The sequence below is a fragment of the Paraburkholderia sediminicola genome, assembly GCF_902859805.1.
Classification (GTDB): Bacteria; Pseudomonadota; Gammaproteobacteria; order Burkholderiales; family Burkholderiaceae; genus Paraburkholderia; species Paraburkholderia sediminicola.
Genome location: NZ_CADIKC010000007.1, coordinates 390570 through 405627 on the forward strand (window position 1 = coordinate 390570; position 15058 = coordinate 405627).

The 15058-nt window shown below is 64.4% G+C and carries 12 protein-coding genes; 9 read left to right on the top strand and 3 right to left on the bottom strand.

All coding sequences use genetic code 11. From position 1 onward, the window contains the following. Positions 1-4 precede the first annotated feature (4 nt). The 9 genes from kdpB (at position 5) to R8871_RS24900 (ending at position 11415) form a co-directional block, all read left to right on the top strand. Entirely contained in the window at positions 5-2089 is a 2085-nt protein-coding gene (kdpB, locus tag R8871_RS24860; protein WP_054034985.1) for a potassium-transporting ATPase subunit KdpB, read from the top strand. 30 nt (positions 2090-2119) lie between these two features. Then, complete coding sequence (gene kdpC / locus R8871_RS24865; protein ID WP_175052840.1) at positions 2120-2698, top strand: potassium-transporting ATPase subunit KdpC; 579 nt, start codon at positions 2120-2122, stop codon at positions 2696-2698. Positions 2699-2931: 233 nt separating this feature from the next. Then, entirely contained in the window at positions 2932-5766 is a 2835-nt protein-coding gene (locus R8871_RS24870; protein WP_175052841.1) for a DUF4118 domain-containing protein, read from the top strand. Beyond that, positions 5759-6457 (top strand): two-component system response regulator KdpE, encoded by a 699-nt coding sequence (gene kdpE, locus R8871_RS24875; RefSeq protein ID WP_093639564.1) that lies wholly within the window; start codon positions 5759-5761, stop codon positions 6455-6457. The genes R8871_RS24870 and kdpE overlap by 8 nt, the downstream gene beginning before the upstream one ends. Positions 6458-6610: 153 nt before the next feature. After that, on the top strand, positions 6611-6931 hold the full coding sequence (sugE, locus tag R8871_RS24880; RefSeq protein ID WP_054034983.1) for a quaternary ammonium compound efflux SMR transporter SugE: 321 nt from the start codon (positions 6611-6613) through the stop codon (positions 6929-6931). A 259-nt stretch (positions 6932-7190) separates the two neighbouring features. Beyond that, positions 7191-7802 carry a DUF4126 domain-containing protein gene (locus tag R8871_RS24885; RefSeq protein ID WP_054034982.1) on the top strand — a complete coding sequence of 204 codons (612 nt, stop codon included), beginning with the start codon at positions 7191-7193 and terminating at the stop codon, positions 7800-7802. Positions 7803-7858: 56 nt separating this feature from the next. Beyond that, complete coding sequence (locus R8871_RS24890) at positions 7859-10375, top strand: ABC transporter permease (RefSeq protein WP_407673201.1); 2517 nt, start codon at positions 7859-7861, stop codon at positions 10373-10375. Positions 10376-10403: 28 nt separating this feature from the next. Next, the gene (locus tag R8871_RS24895) at positions 10404-10817 is read left to right on the top strand and encodes a group II truncated hemoglobin (RefSeq protein ID WP_175052842.1); all 414 of its coding nucleotides are present in this window, start codon (positions 10404-10406) and stop codon (positions 10815-10817) included. Further along, on the top strand, positions 10810-11415 hold the full coding sequence (locus R8871_RS24900; protein WP_175052843.1) for a DUF924 family protein: 606 nt from the start codon (positions 10810-10812) through the stop codon (positions 11413-11415). The genes R8871_RS24895 and R8871_RS24900 overlap by 8 nt, the downstream gene beginning before the upstream one ends. Before the next feature lie 64 nt (positions 11416-11479). On the opposite strand, the gene R8871_RS24905 is transcribed toward R8871_RS24900, so the two are convergent. The 3 genes from R8871_RS24905 to R8871_RS24915 form a co-directional block, all read right to left on the bottom strand. Continuing rightward, positions 11480-13378, bottom strand: coding sequence for an ArnT family glycosyltransferase (locus tag R8871_RS24905; protein ID WP_175052844.1), 1899 nt, complete (start codon positions 13376-13378; stop codon positions 11480-11482). Positions 13379-13630: 252 nt separating this feature from the next. Beyond that, positions 13631-14377, bottom strand: a complete 747-nt coding sequence (locus R8871_RS24910; RefSeq protein ID WP_175052845.1) for an SDR family oxidoreductase — start codon at positions 14375-14377, stop codon at positions 13631-13633. A gap of 96 nt (positions 14378-14473) precedes the next feature. Then, positions 14474-15058 (bottom strand): LOG family protein, encoded by a 585-nt coding sequence (locus R8871_RS24915; RefSeq protein ID WP_175052846.1) that lies wholly within the window; start codon positions 15056-15058, stop codon positions 14474-14476.

Consider the following 15058-nt stretch of genomic DNA (forward strand, 5'->3'; position numbering starts at 1 on the left):
TTCAATGACTGAACACAATGCAACCAGGTCCATGTTCGACCCGGCGCTGCTGCGCCCGGCGATCGTGGACTCCTTCAAAAAGCTCACGCCGCGCACGCAGTTCCGTAACCCGGTGATGTTCTGCGTGTACGTCGGCAGTATTCTGACGACCATTCTGTGGATCGCCGCGCTCGGCGGTCAGGCTGAGGCGCCCGCGGGCTTCATTCTCGCGGTCACCTTGTGGCTGTGGTTCACGGTGCTGTTCGCGAACTTCGCGGAAGCGCTCGCCGAAGGCCGTTCCAAGGCCCAGGCAGCGTCGCTGCGCAGCGCGAAGAAAGACGTGATGGCCAAGAAGCTCAACGAGCCGCATCCGAAGTCGCCGATCCGTATTCTGACGGCGTCCGATCTGCGTAAAGGCGACGTCGTGCTGGTCGAAACCGGCGACGTGATTCCGGCTGACGGCGAAGTGATCGACGGTGTTGCGTCGGTCGACGAATCGGCGATCACGGGTGAATCCGCGCCGGTGATCCGCGAGTCGGGCGGCGACTTTTCGTCGGTGACGGGCGGCACGCGCGTGCTGTCGGACTGGATCGTCGTGCGCGTCACGGCGAATCCGGGCGAGGCTTTCCTCGACCGCATGATCGCGATGGTCGAAGGCGCCAAGCGTCAGAAGACACCGAACGAAATCGCACTGACGATTCTGCTGGTCGCACTGACCATCGTGATGTTGCTGGCTACCGCCACACTGCTGCCGTTCTCGATGTTCTCCGTCGAAGCGGCAAAAGCGGGTCACGTCGTTACGATTACCGCGCTGGTCGCGCTGCTGGTGTGTCTGATTCCGACCACCATCGGCGGGCTGTTGTCGGCGATCGGTGTGGCCGGTATGAGCCGCATGATGCAGGCTAACGTGATCGCCACTTCGGGCCGTGCTGTCGAAGCCGCAGGTGACGTCGACGTGTTGCTGCTCGACAAGACCGGCACGATCACGCTCGGTAACCGCCAGGCATCGCAGTTCGTGCCGGCGCCGGGCTTGACCGAAGAAGCGCTCGCCGACGCCGCCCAGCTTTCGTCGCTCGCCGACGAAACGCCGGAAGGCCGCAGCATTGTGGTGCTGGCGAAGCAACGCTTCAATATCCGTCAACGCGACATGGCTTCGCTGAAGGCGGAATTCCTCGCCTTCACCGCGCAAACGCGGATGAGCGGTGTCGATCTGCCGGGTCGTGAAATCCGCAAGGGCGCGGCTGACGCAGTGAAGAACTACGTCGAAGCGAATGGCGGCCGTTTCCCGAACGAAGTCAGCACGGCGGTGGCCGAAGTCGCACGCCGCGGCAGCACGCCGCTGGTGGTCGCCGAGAAGGGCGAACAGGGCGCACGCGTGCTCGGCGTGATCGAGTTGAAGGACGTGGTGAAGGGCGGCATCAAGGAACGTTTCGCCGAACTGCGCAAGATGGGTATCAAGACCATCATGGTGACCGGCGACAACCGCCTGACCGCAGCAGCGATTGCAGCAGAAGCAGGCGTCGACGATTTCCTCGCCGAAGCCACGCCGGAAGCCAAGCTCGCCACGATCCGTTCGCACCAGGCCGAAGGCCGTCTGGTGGCGATGACCGGTGACGGCACCAACGACGCCCCGGCGCTCGCCCAGGCCGACGTCGCGGTGGCGATGAACACCGGTACGCAGGCCGCGAAAGAAGCCGGCAACATGGTCGACCTCGATTCGAATCCGACCAAGCTGATCGAAATCGTCGAGATCGGCAAGCAGATGCTGATGACGCGCGGCTCGCTCACCACGTTCTCGATTGCGAACGACGTGGCCAAGTACTTCGCGATCATCCCGGCTGCATTCGCGACCACCTATCCGGCACTGAACGCGCTGAACGTGATGCATCTGGCTACGCCGGCCTCGGCGATTATGTCCGCGGTGATTTTCAATGCGCTGATCATCGTGTTGCTGATTCCGCTGGCGCTCAAAGGCGTGCGTTATCGCGCGCTGGGCGCGGCGATCCTGTTGCGCCGCAATCTGCTGATCTACGGTCTGGGCGGGATCATCGTGCCGTTCATCGGGATCAAGCTGATCGATATGGTGCTGGCCGCGTTTGGCTGGGTTTGAGACGCGGCAGCTTAAAAGGAGTTACCTGTCATGAAAAATCTGTTTCGTCCGCTGATCGTGATTTTCGCGGTGCTGACCGCCGTCACCGGACTCGCTTATCCCGCCGTGATGACCGCGGTCGGTCAGGCGGCCTTCAACAACCAGGCCAACGGCAGCATGCTCGAGAAGGACGGCAAGGTGGTCGGCTCGAAGCTGATTGGCCAGCAGTTCGATGCGCCGCAGTACTTCTGGGGCCGTCTGTCGGCCACCAGCCCGATGCCGTACAACCCGCAGAGCTCGGGCGGCTCGAACCTTGGACCGACCAACCCGGCACTGCTCGATGAGGTCAAAGGCCGCATCGACGCGTTGAAAGCTGCCGGCACGGATATGTCGAAGCCGGTGCCGGTCGATCTGGTGACGTCCTCGGGTAGCGGTCTCGATCCTGAGATCAGCCCGGCGGCCGCCGCGTATCAAATCGATCGCGTCGCCAAGGCGCGTAAGCTCGCTACGAACGATGTGCAGGCGCTGGTCGATCGTTATACGAGCGGCCGTCAGTTCGGCATTTTCGGTGAGCCGCGTGTGAACGTGCTGCAACTGAATCTGGCGCTCGATGAGATGAAACAAGGTTGAGCGTCGCTGACGTCGATAAGCGTGGTTGATGGCTGTGGTTTGAGGAGGCGGCGACCATGCGGTGCCGCCTTTGCCATTTGTTCGCGACTCTGCTGTTGCAACGAGCCGCCTTGGCGCGGCATGGATCGCCGGCAACTGGCAACCCGCATCGCCGCCTTTGCCATTTGCGGCGCGGCCGCTGCCGTGCCACCATGCATGCACTATCGCTCGCCTTACTATGAAAACCATTGAGCATGAACCGCCCCGATCCTGATGAACTGCTCGACAAGCTGCAACGCGACGAAGAAAAACGTCAGCGGGGCAGGCTGAAGATTTTCTTCGGCGCGTCGGCGGGCGTCGGCAAAACCTATGCGATGTTGCAGGCCGCGCGGCGCCGCGCTGATGAAGGCGCGGACGTGGTGGTCGGCATCGCCGAAACGCATGGCCGCAGCGAAACCGCAGCGCTGCTCGAGGGTCTCGACGTGCTGCCGCTTCAGCATATCGAGTATCGCGGCCGCAAGCTCGGCGAGTTCGATCTCGACGCCGCGCTCGCCCGCAAGCCGCAACTGATTCTTGTCGACGAACTCGCGCATTCGAACGTGCAGGGCGCACGGCATCTGAAGCGCTGGCAGGATGTCTACGAACTGCTCGATGCGGGCATCGACGTCTACACCACGGTCAACGTCCAGCACCTCGAAAGCCTGAACGACGTGGTCGGCCAGATTACCGGCATCCGCGTCTGGGAGACGGTGCCCGACCGCGTGTTCGACCGCGCGGACGAAGTCACGCTGGTCGACCTGCCCGCCGAAGAACTGCTCGACCGGATGCGCGACGGCAAGGTGTATTTGCCGCAGCAGGCCGAGCGCGCGGTGCGCAACTTCTTTCGCAAGGGCAATCTGATCGCGTTGCGCGAGCTGGCGCTGCGCCGTACCGCCGACCGCGTCGATGCGCAGATGCGGGAATATCGCGCCGATCGTTCAATTCAGCGGATCTGGCAGGCGCGTGAGCGCTTGCTGGTGTGCATCGGCCCTGGCCCGGAAGCGCCGATGCTGGTGCGCGCGGCGGCGCGTCTCGCCGCCAGCCTGAAGGCCGACTGGATCGCCGTCTATGTGGAAACGCCCGCGCTGCAGCGTTTGCCCGACGCGCGCCGCGAACGCACGCTGAACGCCTTGAAGCTCGCCGCCGAACTCGGCGCCGAAACCGCGACGCTCGCCGGTACCGATGCGGTCGCCGCACTGATCGGTTACGCACAGGCTCGCAACGTCTCGAAGCTGGTGGCCGGCGCGTCGGCGCGCACCGGCATTAAGCGCTGGCTGCGCCGTCCGCTCGGCGAGCGCATCGCCGAACGCGCGGGCGATCTCGATCTCACGCTGATTCGCGCGTCGTCGGAACGTGATGGCGCTGAACATCGCCGATTGCTGAACACCACCGCCAACTCGTGGCGCGAGGCGCTGAGCACGGCGCGCGAACGTCGTTCGCCGCCGCGCGCCTATGGCATCGCGCTGGCGATTTGCGCGGCCATTACGCTGTTGTCGAGCCAGTTGATCGACCATATCGATCTGACCAACCTCGTCATGCTTTACCTGCTCGGCGTGATTTTCACGGCCGTGAAGCTAGGGCGCGGGCCGGGCGTCGTGCTGTCGTTCATGAGCGTGGCGGCATTCGACTTTTTCTTCGTGCCGCCGCGCATGTCGTTGTCGGTGTCCGATACGCAGTATCTGCTGACCTTCTTCGGCATGTTGCTGACGTCGCTCGTTATTAGCCATCTCACGTCGAGCTTGCGGCGCGAGGCGAGCGTGGCGCGGCGCCGGGAGCAACGCACAGGTGCGATGTACGCAATGGCGCGTGAACTGGCGGCGGCGCTCACCATGGAGCAGATCGTCGGCATCGGCAGCCGGCACGTGAGCGAAGTGTTCGGCGCGCGCGTCGCGATTCTGTTGCCGGACAGCGCCGATCAGGTGAAGCAGAAGATCGAGGACCCCGATGCGGCGATCACGCTCGAAGGCGAGATGCTCGATATCGACGTCGGCCAATGGGTCTACGACCAGCAGAAACCGGCCGGGCAAGGCACCGATACGCTGCCGGCCGCCGCCGCGCTGTATCTGCCGCTGAAGGCGCCGATGCGCACGCGCGGTGTGCTCGCAGTTGTGATGCGCGATGAGCGTGAGCTGGACGTGCCCGAGCAGCAGCGCATGCTCGACGCGTTCGCCGCGCAAATCGCGTTGGCCCTTGAGCGTGTGCACTACGTCGACATTGCACGCGATGCGCTCGTCAATATGGAATCCGAGCGCTTGCGCAATTCGCTCCTCTCGGCGATTTCGCACGACCTGCGTACGCCGTTGACCACGATCGTCGGCTTCTCGTCGATGCTGGCGCAATCGCGCGAGGCGCATCCCGGTGCGCAACCGGGCGACGATCTCGTCGAAGCCATTCACGAAGAAGCGCTGCGTATGACCGGCATCGTCACCAATCTGCTCGACATGGCGCGCTTGCAAGCCGGCAGCCTGCAATTAAATCAGCAGTGGACGCTGCTCGAAGAAACGGTGGGCGCCGCGTTGCGGGCCTGCAGGCGTGTACTGGCGAATCATCCCGTACAGGTGAAGCTGCCCGCGGATTTGCCGCTGCTGCATCTCGATGCCGTGCTGATGGAACGGCTCTTTTCCAACCTGTTTGAGAACGCGGCCAAGTACACGCCGCCGGACACGCCCCTGACAATCGGCGCGCAACGTCTCGATGCGGACGGCAAGTCGTTTGTCCGCGTCGCGGTCGACGATAACGGACCGGGTCTGCCGGCCGGCATGGAAGCGCGTGTGTTCGAGAAATTCACGCGCGGCGAGAAAGAGTCGGCCAAGCCGGGCATCGGCCTCGGCCTCGCGATCTGCCGCGCAATCGTCGAAGCGCACGGCGGTACAATCGGCGCGCTCAATCGGATGTCCGCGGACGGTCGCGTCGAAGGCGCGCGCTTCTGGTTCACGCTGCCGGTGGAAACGCCGCCCGAAGCGCCGGATGCGCTGGAAGACGAAGGCGCCGATGCCTTGCCGGACCTCGATTCAACTCCTAACCCGCTTTCCAAGCCCAGCCATGAGTGACCCGAGCATCACAGTCGTCCTGATTGAAGACGAAAAGCAGATTCGCCGCTTCGTGCGAACCGCGCTGGAAGGCGAGGGCATCGTCGTGCACGACGCCGAGACCGGCAAGCAAGGTCTCGTCGAAGCGGCGACGCGCAAACCCGATCTCGTCATCGTCGATCTCGGCCTGCCCGACACCGACGGTCTCGACGTGATTCGCGAGTTGCGCGGCTGGAGCGAACTGCCGGTGATCGTGCTGTCTGCGCGCACCCAGGAAACCGAGAAAGTCGCCGCGCTCGATGCCGGCGCGGACGATTACCTCACCAAGCCGTTCGGCGTCTCCGAATTGCTGGCGCGGATCCGCGCGCATATGCGGCGCCGCAATCAGGGCGGTGCGAATGAATCGCCGGTGGTGCGCTTCGGCGCGGTGACGGTCGATCTGGCCTTGCGTCAGGTGAGCCGCGATGGCGTGGCCGTCCATCTCACGCCAATCGAATACCGCTTGCTCGCGACGCTGGTGCGTCACGCCGGTCGCGTGCTGACGCACCGGCAACTGCTGCGCGACGTGTGGGGGCCGTCGCATGTGGAGAGCCATCACTATCTGCGTATTTACATGGCGCATCTGCGCGGGAAACTGGAGCGCGACCCGGCGCAGCCGGAGCATATCGTCACGGAAACGGGCGTGGGATACCGGCTGGTGGGCGCGGTTTGAGCCTGCGCTGGGAGTCCGTTGCGCCCGTGCGCGCCTTTGCGACTTGTCGCCGCAGCAAGGCGACGCCCTAATTTGGTATAATTACAGTTCGTAAGGACGACCTTGCGCACTGCTACAAACGGGGACGGCCCCATCTGATCATGGAGCTGTCTAATGTCCTGGATTCTTCTGCTGATTGCCGGTTTGCTTGAAGTCGCGTGGGCGGCCGGTCTCAAAACCTCCGAAGGTTTCACCCGGCTCTGGCCGTCCGTGTTCACGATCGTGACCGCGCTCGGCAGCTTTGTTCTGCTCGCCATGGCGATGCGCCAGCTGCCGCTCGGCACGGCCTACGCCGTCTGGACGGGGATCGGCGCGGTCGGCGCGTTCATCTTCGGCATCGTCATGATGGGCGAGGCCCTGACGGTCGCTCGGGTGGCGAGCGCAGCGCTGATCGTGATCGGATTGATCGGTTTGAAGCTGTCATCGGGGCACTAAGCCCCGCTGGCTGGTCCGAATATCGTGTTTGCGTGCGCTCAAACAGTGCGCCAATATGCTGCCATTAGAGTCCGCCATTTGTTAGTCGCTCTGCGTTCTGCGAATTAACGTGGCTATAATGAGATCGAATCCAACCTGAATTTGCCCGCGGCCTATTTGGCGCGGCCGGCTTGGCGCGGGTCTGACGACTTCGGTGCGGCTGCTCCTTTTCCAATGCCCGTCGAAGCGCCCGGCACGCACAGCGCGCCTGGAGGCGGCCATGCTTGAATCACTTTCGCTCGCTGCGGGCCTCTCATGGGGCAGCGGCCTGCGCCTCTATCTCACAGTCCTGCTGGCCGGCGTCTTCGCACGTCTGGGCTTCATCCATCTCCCCGATACGTTGTCCGCGCTGTCCTCGCCGTGGGTCATCGGTGTCGCCGGTGTGCTGACGGTCACTGAATTTCTCGCCGATAAAATCCCCGCGTTCGATTCTCTATGGGACGCGATCCATACCTTTATCCGCATTCCCGCCGGCGCCGTGCTGGCGGCCGGCGCGCTCGGCCATGCCGATCCTGCGCTGCTGACGGTCGCTGCACTGGCAGGCGGTACGCTGGCGGGCACCGCGCATCTGGCCAAAGCGGGCACGCGCGCGCTGATCAATCTGTCGCCGGAACCGGTGTCGAATGTCGTGACCTCGACCGCTGAAGACGGTCTCGTGTTCGGCGGCATGCTGCTCGCGCTGTTTGTGCCGCTTCTGTTCCTGGTCTTGATGGTGGGCTTCCTGATGCTGGCCGCCTGGGCGTTGCCGCGTCTGTGGCGTGGGGTGCAGGGCGGTTTTCGCGGGATGGCGACGCACATGGTGTCGCGCTTTGCCAGGAGTCGGCACGATTGAGCGATACGGGACGCGGGGTAACGGCGCGCGCCAAGGCAGCGAGCCGGTTGGGCAGTATGGATCTGTTGCGCCAGGCTATCCGTATGACGGCACGCGACTGGCGCGCCGGCGAACTGACGATGCTGCTGCTGGCGCTGGTGCTGGCCGTCGCGGCGCTGTCGAGTGTCGGCTTTCTGGCTGACCGTTTGCATCAGGGACTCGAGCGCGATGCGCGGCGCATGATCGCTGCTGACTTCATCGTCCGCGCCGATCATCCTGTCGATCCGCAGTTCGCGCAACAAGCCAGCGCACTCGGTCTGAACACCGCCACCACGGCGATCTTCCCCAGCATGATCAACTCGACCGGCGCGCAACCGGTCTCGCGGCTGGCCGCCATCAAGGCCGTGTCGCCGGGTTATCCGTTGCGTGGCGCGTTGAAGATTGCGCCGGCGCCGGGCGCGGCGGACCATCCTACCCAATCGATTCCGGCGCCGGGCACGGTCTGGGTCGACCAGGCACTGCTCGATGCATTGAAGCTGCATGTCGGCGATGCCGTGAAGGTCGGGTCCCGCAGCTTCACGATCGGCGCGATGATTACGCGCGAACTTGACCGCGGCTTCTCGTTCGTCAATTTTTCGCCGCGTTTGATGCTGCGTGCCGACGATGTCCCATCGACCGGCCTCATCACCTTCGGCAGTCGCGTGACTTATCGCTTGCTGGTGGCGGGCTCGGACGCGTCGGTGGCGCGTTTCGCGCAATTCGCGCACGACAAGGTGGACGGCGGCAAGATGCGCGGCGTCGCGCTCGAGTCGTTGCAGGACGGTCAGCCGCAAGTGCGTCAGACGCTGGACCGCGCGAGCCACTTTCTCACGCTGGTCTCGCTGCTCACCGCGTTGCTCGCGGCGGTGGCGATCGCCATGGCCGCGCACCGCTATATGCGCCGGCATCTGGACGGCTGCGCGGCGATGCGCTGTCTTGGAGTGAGTCAGGCGACGCTGCGCACGCTGTTCACGCTTGAATTCGTGGGGCTCGGTTTGATCGGTGGCGCGCTCGGCGTGGCGCTCGGTTATCTGGGACACATGGCGTTGCTGACGTGGCTCGGCAGTCTGATCGATGTCGTGCTGCCGTATCCAACCGCATGGCCGGCGCTCGAAGGTATCGCGGCCGGTCTCGTGTTGTTGCTCGGGTTTGCGTTGCCGCCGCTGTTGCCGCTGACGCGCGTGCCGCCGGTGCGCGTGCTGCGCCGCGAATGGGGCGAAGCGGGGCGCACTGCCTGGGCCGCATACGCGCTTGGCATCGTGCTGTTCGCCGGACTCCTGATTGTCGCGGCGGGCGAGTTGAAGCTCGGCGGCATCGTTGCGGGCGGCTTCGCCGGCGGACTGCTGGTGTTCGCGTGCATCGCACGATTGGCGTTGTGGGGCGCTTCGCGTGTCGTGCGCAGCGAGCGTGTGAATGCGGGCATCGGCTGGCGCTACGCGCTGGCCTCGCTGGAGCGGCGCAGTGGCGCGAGTGCGCTGCAGATTACCGCGCTCGGTATCGGTCTGATGTGCCTGTTGCTGATCGCGATGACACGCAATGATCTGGTGGCCGGCTGGCGCAAATCGACGCCGCCCGATGCGCCCAACGAATTCATCATCGATATCCAGCCCGATCAGCGCGACGCCGTCACGCAGTATCTGGGCGCGCACGGCGTGCCCGGCACGGTGCTCGCGCCGATGGTGCGCGGCCGGTTGATTGCGATCAACGGCAAGCCGGTCAATCCGGATTCGTTCAAGGGAGACGATGCGAAGCGTCTCGTCGACCGCGAATTCAATCTGTCGTACACCACCGAGCTGCCCGACGATAACCGTCTCTCTGCCGGCACCTGGTATGGCGACACGAAGACGCCGCAGATTTCGATCGAGCAGGGGCTCGCGAAGCTGATCAATGTGAAGCCCGGCGATACGTTGCGCTTCGACGTGACCGGTCTGCAGGTCGATGCGCCGGTGACGAGTGTGCGCAAGCTCGACTGGGGCTCGTTCAAGGTCAACTTTTTCGTGCTGATGCCGCCGGCCGCCTTGCAGGATTTCCCGGCAACCTTCATCACAAGCTTCCATTTACCGCCCGACAAGCAATCGACTATCGACGGGTTGATCGCCGCCTATCCGAACCTCACGGCAATCGACACCGGTCCGATTCTGGCGCAGGTGCAACGTGTCCTGCAGCAGGTGATCGGCGCGGTGCAGTTCCTGTTCGCGTTCACACTAGCGGCCGGCGTGCTGGTGCTCTACGCGGCGCTTGCCGGCACCCGCGACGAGCGTATGCGAGAATCCGCGCTGCTGCGCGCGCTGGGGGCCTCGCATCGCCAGGTGCGGGCGGTGCAGGTCGCCGAGTTCGTGGCCGTTGGCGCGCTTGCCGGCTTGATGGCGGCGCTCGGTGCGCAGGTAATCGGCTGGCAACTGGCGACGCGCGTGTTCGAGTTTTACCTGGCGTTCGATCCGTGGTTGTTGCCGGCCGGTATCGCAGCCGGCATTGCCTGCGCGGGTGTGGGTGGCTGGCTCAGCTTGCGGCACGTGCTGGCGCGGCCCGCATTGCAATCGCTGCGAGATGCGTGATTTTTCTTTCCTGTTTTTGTGATTGGGTATGAGCGATCTTAACGACGAAGTGTCCGCGGCACAGCCGACGGCCTTCGAACTGGTGGGCGGCGAAGCGCGCGTGCGCGAACTGGTCGACCGGTTTTATGACTTGATGGATCTCGAAGCGGAATTCGCCGGGATTCGCGCGTTGCATCCCGAGTCGCTCGACGGCTCGCGCGACAAGTTCTTCTGGTTCCTGTGCGGATGGATGGGCGGCCCTGATCATTACATCAGCCGCTTTGGCCATCCGCGGCTGCGCGCGAGACATATGCCATTTCCGATTGCGTCCAGCGAGCGGGATCAGTGGCTTCGCTGCATGGCGTGGGCGATGGAAGACGTTGGGCTTTCCGAGCCGTTGAGGGAGCGCTTGCTGGCGTCGTTCTTCGAGACTGCGGACTGGATGCGCAATCGCAATGGTTGAGCGGGTAGCGGAGCCGGAAGCAGCAGAGGCGCGTGCGGTCCTGGATTGCTGGTTCGGCGCTCCGAATACGCCCACCTTCGGTGAGGCGCGCAAACTCTGGTTCTCCCGCGACGCTGCCTTCGATGCGATGCTGCGGGAACGTTTCGGGGCACTGATCGACGCGGGGCGCGCAGGGTCTCTCGACAATTGGACAGAGACACCGCTCGGCGCGTTGGCGGTCGTCATCGTGCTGGATCAGTTTTCGCGCAATTGCCACCGCAATACACCACGCGCTTTCGCCGCCGACCATCACGCGCTGCGCATCGCGCAACAGATGATCGCCGACGGTGCCGACCTCTTGTTGCCGACCGTGAACCACCGCGCGTTCGCGTATCTACCATTCGAACACGACGAAACGCTCGCCAGCCAGCACGAATCGCTGCGCCTGTTCAAACAGCTGAAGGCGGAGCCGGGCGGTGCGTCCTACTACTCATCCGCGGTCAGGCACGCCAGAATCATCGAACGTTTCGGACGCTTTCCGCATCGCAATGCGCTGCTCGGGCGCCAGTCGACGGATGAAGAAAAGGCCTTCCTGAAAGAGCCCGGCTCGTCGTTCTAGGCGTAACGGCAACGCGCAGGCGCAGACCCGGGCGTAGTCCGGGCGCGCCATCCGCCGCCACGTGCTACTCGCCGCGCGCGGGCGTTGCCGGCGTGCGCACGAATACCCGCAACAGCTCGTCGGTGTCGCCCGGACGCGCACCCGACCAGAACAGCCGCCAATCGCCTGCCGGCGCGCGCGGATTGTCACGGCGCCCCTGCTGGATCAGCCACGTGCACTCGGTCGCCGCGGTATTCGTGGTCGGTTGATGTTCGATGCCGGTGTAGTAGTACAGCATCGGCGCTTCGGATTCGCCGAGGTCCATACTGGCCATGCAATCCCCGTCGTTCCATTCGATATTCATTCTGGCGCCGAGGTTTTCGAACACGGAACGGTAGCTCTTTCCGTAGTCGAGCCACGGCAGCAGCAGCGTGCTCACCAGGCCCCACGCGAGAATCGCACCTGCACACCAGCTCAACACCCCGCGCCATTTGCCGGTGTATTTGAAGACCGGCAGGAGCCACAGCCAACCGAGCGTCATCAGCAGCGCGGCGGCGATCAGCCCCGGCTTGACCGGCAGCACCCAGTCGAGCGGCAACCAGCGGCCGAGCCGGTGCAGTGAAGCATGCGTGTTGGCCGGATCGCTCATGATCGACCAGATGATCCACGCGAGTGCGGCCGTGCTGCCGAACAGCACGCGACTCGTCATGTCCCAGCCTGCGTGCAGACGCCGCGGCAGCTTTTCGATGCCGTTCATTGCCACCAGCGCGAGCGGGGCGATGAACGGCAGGATGTACAGTTCGCGCACCGTTGCCGAGCTTTGCAATACGGCGAACCCGGTGCCCGCGAAGATCACCGGCAGAGCGACACGCGGATCGCGCCAGCGGCGCCATCCGCCGCCGGCGAGCGCGGCCAAGGCAAGCGGCACGACCGGAAAGCCGACACTCAGCACGGTGCGCAGGACGAACCAACGGCTTTCGTTTTCAGAGCCGAGTTCCGCCACCGAAAAGCCGAAGAAGCGGCCGATGTTGTTGTCCCACAGCCAGACCTTGAAGAGCGCTTCTGAGCGCAGATAGAAACAGATCGGCCAGATCAGCGCGAAGGGTGCGCAGACCAGCGCGGAGAAACCGAGCGCTCCTGCAAAGCTGCGCGTGCGGCAGGCGGGATACAGCACCAGTACCGCGACGGTGGTGGCGCCGAACACGAGCGGCACGAACAGGCCCTTGGCCAGCAACGACATGCCGACGCCCGCACCGAACATCGCCGCGCCGCTCAGAATCGCGTGGCGTCGGCGGCGTGCATCGCCCCGCAGCAGGCGCGCGTCGTCGCGCAGATGCACGAGGACGAGTTCGAATAGTCCGCAAAAGCCCATCGCGGCGCCGGCCATCAGCGCGACGTCGGTCATCATGTCGTGCACGTGCTTGATGACGACGAGCGTGCTCGCGAACAAGGCCAGCGTGCCGATCACGCGGATATCGAACCAGCTCGAGGCAGCCACCGCGCGGCGAACGACGCGCGCCGTGTAGTAGACGGTCAGTCCGGCGAAGAGCGCACTCGCGAGGCGTGCGGCGTCATGCAAAGGCAGGTAGCGGCCGAACATCCACGCGAGGCCCGCGGCGACCCAGTCGTAGATCGGCGGCTTTTCGACGAACGGCTGGCCGGCGTTGGTCGGCACGACCAGGTCGCCGGTGTCGAGCATGTGCTGAATGATGCCGAACGTGTAGGTCTCGTCCTGCTTCCAGGGTTCGTGGCCCAAGGTGCCAGGCAGGAGCCACGCGCACAGGATCGCCAGCGCGACCAGCCACATCAACGGACGGGCCGCCGTGAGCGCGCGCAAACGCCGGGCGCCACGCGAAGCGGGAGCCGGAGCCGGAGCGAGAGGCTCTGCAGGGGCGGGCCTTGCGGGTGCTGCGGATTCGGCCGGCGCTGACGTCGCAATCGCGACCTTCCCCGAGCGCCAGGGCCCGGATGGCTTTTCGTGCATTGGTATCTCTGATTACTGTACGCGGCGACGTGGGCAGCGGACTTATGCTTTGGCTATGCGTCACATGCGGTTGCATGCGAATGCTGCGATTGTAGTCCGAGTTTATTACGGTCAATTACAGAAAAAGCGCGGAATATAGCGTTCAGCCGAACAGATTGAGCCGATTCCTCATCAAATTGACGGGAATGGAATGTGGGGAAAGGAGAAGGCGACGGTGCGAAACCGCCGGCCGCGAGAACAGGAACGCGGTATTCAGCGTCCGCCGGCGACGTCGAGCAATGCCCCCGTCACATACGATGCGGCGTCGCTCAGCAACCAGACGACCGACTCGGCGACTTCGTCGGCGCTGCCGGGGCGCCCCAGCGGCGTGGTCGCGCCGAGCTGGGCCGCGCGCTCGGGTTTGCCGCCGCTGGCGTGGATTTCGGTATCGATCAGGCCGGGGCGCACCGCGTTCACGCGCACGCCCTCTGGGCCGAGTTCTTTGGCGAGGCCGATCGTCATGGTGTCGACGGCGCCCTTCGAGCCGGCATAGTCGACGTATTCGTTCGGCGAACCCAAACGCGAGGCCGCCGACGAGATGTTCACGATCACACCACCCGCTCCACCACGCGTTGTCGACATCCGGCGCGCGGCTTCGCGCGCGCACAGATACGCGCCGAGCACATTGACGTCGAACATGCGCTTCAGGCGCGCGAGGTCCATATCCGCGAGCCGGCTCGAAGGCGCGACGATTCCGGCATTGTTGACGAGCGCGTCTAGCCGGCCGAACTTTTGCTGGAGCGCGTCGAACATCGCGATCACGTCGGTTTCACTGGCAACGTCGCCGGCAATCGGCAACGCCTGGCCGCCGGCGCGTTCCACTTCAGCAACGGTTTCCTGTGCGGCGGCGAGGTTTTGTACGTAATTCACGCCGACCGACCAGCCGCGTGCGCCCAACAAACGCGCGGTCGCGCGGCCAATGCCGCGGCTGCCACCGGTGATCAGAACGGTTTTCGTCATTGCAACCTCGTCGTTCGGGCGGGGCCGCGGGAGTGCGCGGCGTGGGTGTTCGTTCAGGCGCTTGAAAAAGCGCGGCGCGCGGCGTTCAAACTACGATCAAACGGCGTCGCGTTTGACGGCCCATTTGTCGCTGACAGGCGGCTTGTAGCGTTGCAGCTTGTCGATCAGCGCGACCGGATCGGCATCCCTTTGCAGAATGTCGAAATAGGTCTGCCGCATGAAACCTTCGTCCACCGTGTGCTTGAGGAGCGCGATCAGCGGATCGTAGAAACCGTCGATATTCAGCAGTGCCACCGGCTTCTGGTGATAGCCGAGCTGCGCCCACGTGTAGACCTCGAACAGCTCTTCGAGCGTGCCCGCGCCGCCCGGCATCGCGACGAACGCGTCGGACAGATCGGCCATCATCTTCTTGCGATGATGCATGTCGGGCACGACATGCAACTCGGTCAGCCCGTTATGGCCGACTTCCTTGTTGACCAGCAACTCGGGAATCACGCCGATTGCGCGACCGCCTTCGGCCATCACCGTATCGGCGATCACGCCCATCAGTCCGACCTTGCCGCCGCCATAGACCAGCGCGAGATCGGCCTGTACCAACGCGCGGCCGAAGGCGCGCGCGGCTTCGGCGTACAAGGGTCTGGCTCCGTCGGAGGAGCCGCAATACACACACACCGACTTCAT

Bases quoted from the DNA above. Each gene is read 5' to 3' on its own strand.
- kdpB (WP_054034985.1), top strand. From the start codon at position 5: ATGACTGAACACAATGCAACCAGGTCCATGTTCGACCCGGCGCTGCTG.
- kdpC (WP_175052840.1), top strand. From the start codon at position 2,120: ATGAAAAATCTGTTTCGTCCGCTGATCGTGATTTTCGCGGTGCTGACC.
- R8871_RS24870 (WP_175052841.1), top strand. From the start codon at position 2,932: ATGAACCGCCCCGATCCTGATGAACTGCTCGACAAGCTGCAACGCGAC.
- kdpE (WP_093639564.1), top strand. From the start codon at position 5,759: ATGAGTGACCCGAGCATCACAGTCGTCCTGATTGAAGACGAAAAGCAG.
- sugE (WP_054034983.1), top strand. From the start codon at position 6,611: ATGTCCTGGATTCTTCTGCTGATTGCCGGTTTGCTTGAAGTCGCGTGG.
- R8871_RS24885 (WP_054034982.1), top strand. From the start codon at position 7,191: ATGCTTGAATCACTTTCGCTCGCTGCGGGCCTCTCATGGGGCAGCGGC.
- R8871_RS24890 (WP_407673201.1), top strand. From the start codon at position 7,859: ATGGATCTGTTGCGCCAGGCTATCCGTATGACGGCACGCGACTGGCGC.
- R8871_RS24895 (WP_175052842.1), top strand. From the start codon at position 10,404: ATGAGCGATCTTAACGACGAAGTGTCCGCGGCACAGCCGACGGCCTTC.
- R8871_RS24900 (WP_175052843.1), top strand. From the start codon at position 10,810: ATGGTTGAGCGGGTAGCGGAGCCGGAAGCAGCAGAGGCGCGTGCGGTC.
- R8871_RS24905 (WP_175052844.1), bottom strand. From the start codon at position 13,378: ATGCACGAAAAGCCATCCGGGCCCTGGCGCTCGGGGAAGGTCGCGATT.
- R8871_RS24910 (WP_175052845.1), bottom strand. From the start codon at position 14,377: ATGACGAAAACCGTTCTGATCACCGGTGGCAGCCGCGGCATTGGCCGC.
- R8871_RS24915 (WP_175052846.1), bottom strand. From the start codon at position 15,058: ATGAAGTCGGTGTGTGTGTATTGCGGCTCCTCCGACGGAGCCAGACCC.